This window comes from Streptomyces capoamus (assembly GCF_014654935.1).
GTDB lineage: Bacteria > Actinomycetota > Actinomycetes > Streptomycetales > Streptomycetaceae > Streptomyces > Streptomyces capoamus.
On sequence record NZ_BNBF01000013.1, the window covers coordinates 62,783 to 66,317 of the forward strand.

General features: G+C 73.6%; 2 protein-coding genes. Both read left to right on the plus strand.

Features of this window, described 5'->3' with window-relative positions; genetic code table 11:
* Nucleotides 1–72 precede the first annotated feature (72 nt).
* Complete coding sequence (locus IE312_RS21035) at nt 73–2,520, plus strand: RelA/SpoT family protein (RefSeq protein WP_189983903.1); 2,448 nt, start codon at nt 73–75, stop codon at nt 2,518–2,520.
* A gap of 81 nt (nt 2,521–2,601) precedes the next feature.
* The coding region (locus IE312_RS41130; protein WP_502266981.1) for a gluzincin family metallopeptidase at nt 2,602–3,535 on the plus strand (934 nt) is incomplete at its 3' end.

Here is a 3,535-nt window from a genome sequence, read left to right on the forward strand (position 1 = left end):
GGGAACGTCGCCATTCCCTGAGCCGCGCATGCCCTGGGGCTCCGTCCGCCGGTCCACGAGCCGGAGGTGCCCATGAGTGCGGAGGCCACGAACCCTGCGACCGCTGGCCCGGTAGCGCCCGCAGCGCCACAAGCGCTCACAGCGTCCGCGGCGCCCGCAGCGGCGCGCAGGAAGTCCCGGCCCCGGATCGACCTGCGCCGACTGGGCCGGGCCGCGCTGCTCGGCCCGGCCGGCCGCGGCAGACTGCCCGACGCGATCAGCCATGTGGTGGAGGCGCACCGGGCCCATCACCCCGACGCCGACCTCGAACCCCTCCGCCGCGCCTACGTCCTGGCGGAGTCCTCGCACCGCGGACAGACACGCAAGAGCGGCGAGCCGTACATCACACACCCACTCGCCGTCACCCTGATCCTCGCCGAACTCGGCGCCGAGACGACGACGTTGACGGCCTCCCTGCTGCACGACACCGTCGAGGACACCGAGGTGACGCTGGATCAGGTGCGGGAACAGTTCGGCGAGGAGGTCCGTTACCTGGTCGACGGGGTCACGAAACTGGAGAAGGTCGACTACGGAGCCGCCGCCGAGCCGGAGACCTTCCGCAAGATGCTCGTCGCCACCGGCAACGACGTGCGGGTGATGTCGATCAAACTCGCCGACCGCCTGCACAACATGCGCACCCTCGGGGTGATGCGCCCCGAGAAACAGGCGCGGATCGCCAAGGTCACGCGCGACGTCCTCATCCCGCTCGCCGAACGCCTCGGTGTGCAGGCGCTGAAGACGGAACTGGAGGACCTGGTCTTCGCCATCCTCCACCCCGAGGAGTACGAGCACACCAGAGAGCTCATCGCGGAGAACGCCGCCCGCCCCGGCGATCCCCTCGCCGAGGTCGCGGAAGAGACGCGCGGAGTGCTGCGCGAGGCCGGTATCCCCGCCGAAGTCCTCATCCGCCCGCGGCACTTCGTCTCCGTGCACCGCGTGTCCCGTAAGCGCGGACAACTGCGCGGAGCCGACTTCGGCCGACTGCTGGTGCTGGTGAACGAGGACGCGGACTGTTACGGCGTCCTCGGCGAACTGCACACCTGTATGACGCCGGTGGTCTCGGAGTTCAAGGACTTCATCGCCGTACCCAAGTTCAACCTCTACCAGTCGCTGCACACGGCCGTCGCCCGCCCCGACGGCCAGGTCGTCGAAGTCCTCATCCGCACCCACCAGATGCACAAGGTCGCCGAGGCCGGTGTCGTGGCCCTCGGCAACCCGTATGCACCCGCCACCGACACATCCGCCACCGGCGCATCCGTCACCGGCGCATCAGTCACCGGCGCACCCGCCGGTGACACCCCCGCCACCGGCAGCCCCGCCCGGCCCGGCCCCGCCTCACCGGACACCCCCGCACCCGGCCCGGGCCCCGCCACACCGGACAACCCGACCCCCGCCCCCGGTTCCGCCGCCTCCAAGGCCCCGGTCCGCGGCGTCGTGGCCTCCGACGCCGTGGCCTCCGGCGCCCCGGCCGACGGCGAGCGCGCCGACCCCACCCGTCCCGGCTGGCTCTCCCGCCTCCTGGACTGGCAGCAGGCCGCCCCCGACCCCGACACCTTCTGGTCCACCCTGCGCGAGGACCTCGCCCAGGACCGCGAGATCACCGTGTTCCGCCCCGACGGCGGCGCCCTCGGTCTGCCCGAGGGTGCCACCTGCGTCGACGCGGCCTACGCGCAGTACGGCGAGGACGCCCACGCCTGCATCGGCGCCCGCGTCAACGGCCGGCTGGCCACCCTCAGCACGGTCCTGCGCGACGGTGACACCGTCCAGCTCCTGATGGGCCAGGACCCGGCCTCCGAGCCCTCCCGGGAGTGGCTGGAGCACGCCCACACCCCGGCCGCCCGCATCGCCATCCAGCGCTGGCTGGCGGCCCACCCCGGCGGCGGCACCGCCACTGCCGAGCCGGGCACCCCCGCCGACTCCGTCCACCCGGTCCCCGCCCGGGACGGGCAGGCCGCACCGTCCGGACCCGGAGCGGCCCCCGCCTCGTCCGCGCGCCCCTCGAACGGCGCCCCCGCCCCCTACTCCCGGCGTGCCGACGTCGTCGCCGACCGGCCGGGCGCCACCGTACGCCTCGCCGGGTGCTGTACGCCCGTACCGCCCGACGAGATCACCGGCTTCGCGGTACGCGGGGGAGTGGTGACCGTGCACCGCGCGGAATGCGCGACGGTGGCGCACATGAAGAGCAGGGGGCGCGCGGAGATCGTTGTGCGCTGGGGGGACACCACCGCATGCCGGGTCACCCTGGTCGCCGAATCGTTCGGCCGCCCCCACCTCCTCGCCGACCTCACCGAGGCGATCGCCCTCCAGGGCGCCGAGATCGTCTCCGCCACCGTCGAGCCGCCGAGCCAGCAGCGGGTCCGCCACACCTACACCCTCCAGCTCCCCGACGCGGCCCACCTCCCGGTCCTGATGCGCGCCATGCGGGACGTACCCGGCGTGTACGACGTGAGCCGCGCCCAGCACCAGGCGCCGGCCTCCTGACGCGGCGCCCGGCCTACCCGTTCGGGTGGGCCGGGCGCGCGCCGCCGCAGCGGAGCGGGCGGGCACTGGTAGCGGTGGTCCATGCCGCTCACCCCCCGCCCCCGGTTCCCGCTCACCCCGCGCCGGAGCCCGCGCACGCTCTCCCGCACCCGGCACCGGAAGGCGGCCCTGCTCGCCTCCGCCGTCTCCGTCTGCCTCCTTGCCGCCGCGGCCCCGGCCGAGCCGCTCGGCGTCGGCGACCGGCTCTACCCGTACCTGGGCAACCCCGGCTACGACGTCGCCTCGTACGACATCTCCCTCACCTACCCCGGCACCCATGACAAGCCGCTGCAGGCCGTCACCACCATCGACGCCTGGACCACCGAGGACCTGGAGCGGCTGAACCTGGACTTCGCACACGGCACCGTCCGGTCGGTCGAGGTCGACGGACGTCCCGCGCGCTTCACCAGCGCCGGCGAGGACCTGGTCGTGACCCCCGAGCACCCCTTGGCCGAGCGCAGCTGGACCCGGATCACCGTGCGGCACACCAGCGACCCCGTCTACGGCGAGGACCAGCAGGGCGGCTGGGTGCGCACCACCGACGGCCTCGCCATGGCCAACCAGGCCGACGCCGCCCACCTGGTGTTCCCGTGCAACGACCACCCGTCCGACAAGGCGATGTTCACCTTCCGGATCACCGTGCCGGACGGCTACACGGCCGTGGCCAACGGTCTGCCCGCCGGCACCGACCGGGTCGGCCGCACCACCACCTGGACCTACCGCACCCAGCACCCCATGGCCACCGAACTCGCCCAGGTGTCCATCGGCCGCTCCGCCGTGGTGCACCGCGAGGGCCCGCACGGGCTGCCCCTGCGCGACGTCGTGCCCGCCGGCGACCGCAAGACCCTGGAACCCTGGCTGGCCAGGACACCCGAACAGATCGCCTGGCTGGAGAGCAAGGTCGGCCGCTACCCCTTCGAGACCTACGGCGTGCTCATGGCGCAGGCCGCCACCGGCTTCGAACTGGAGACCCAGA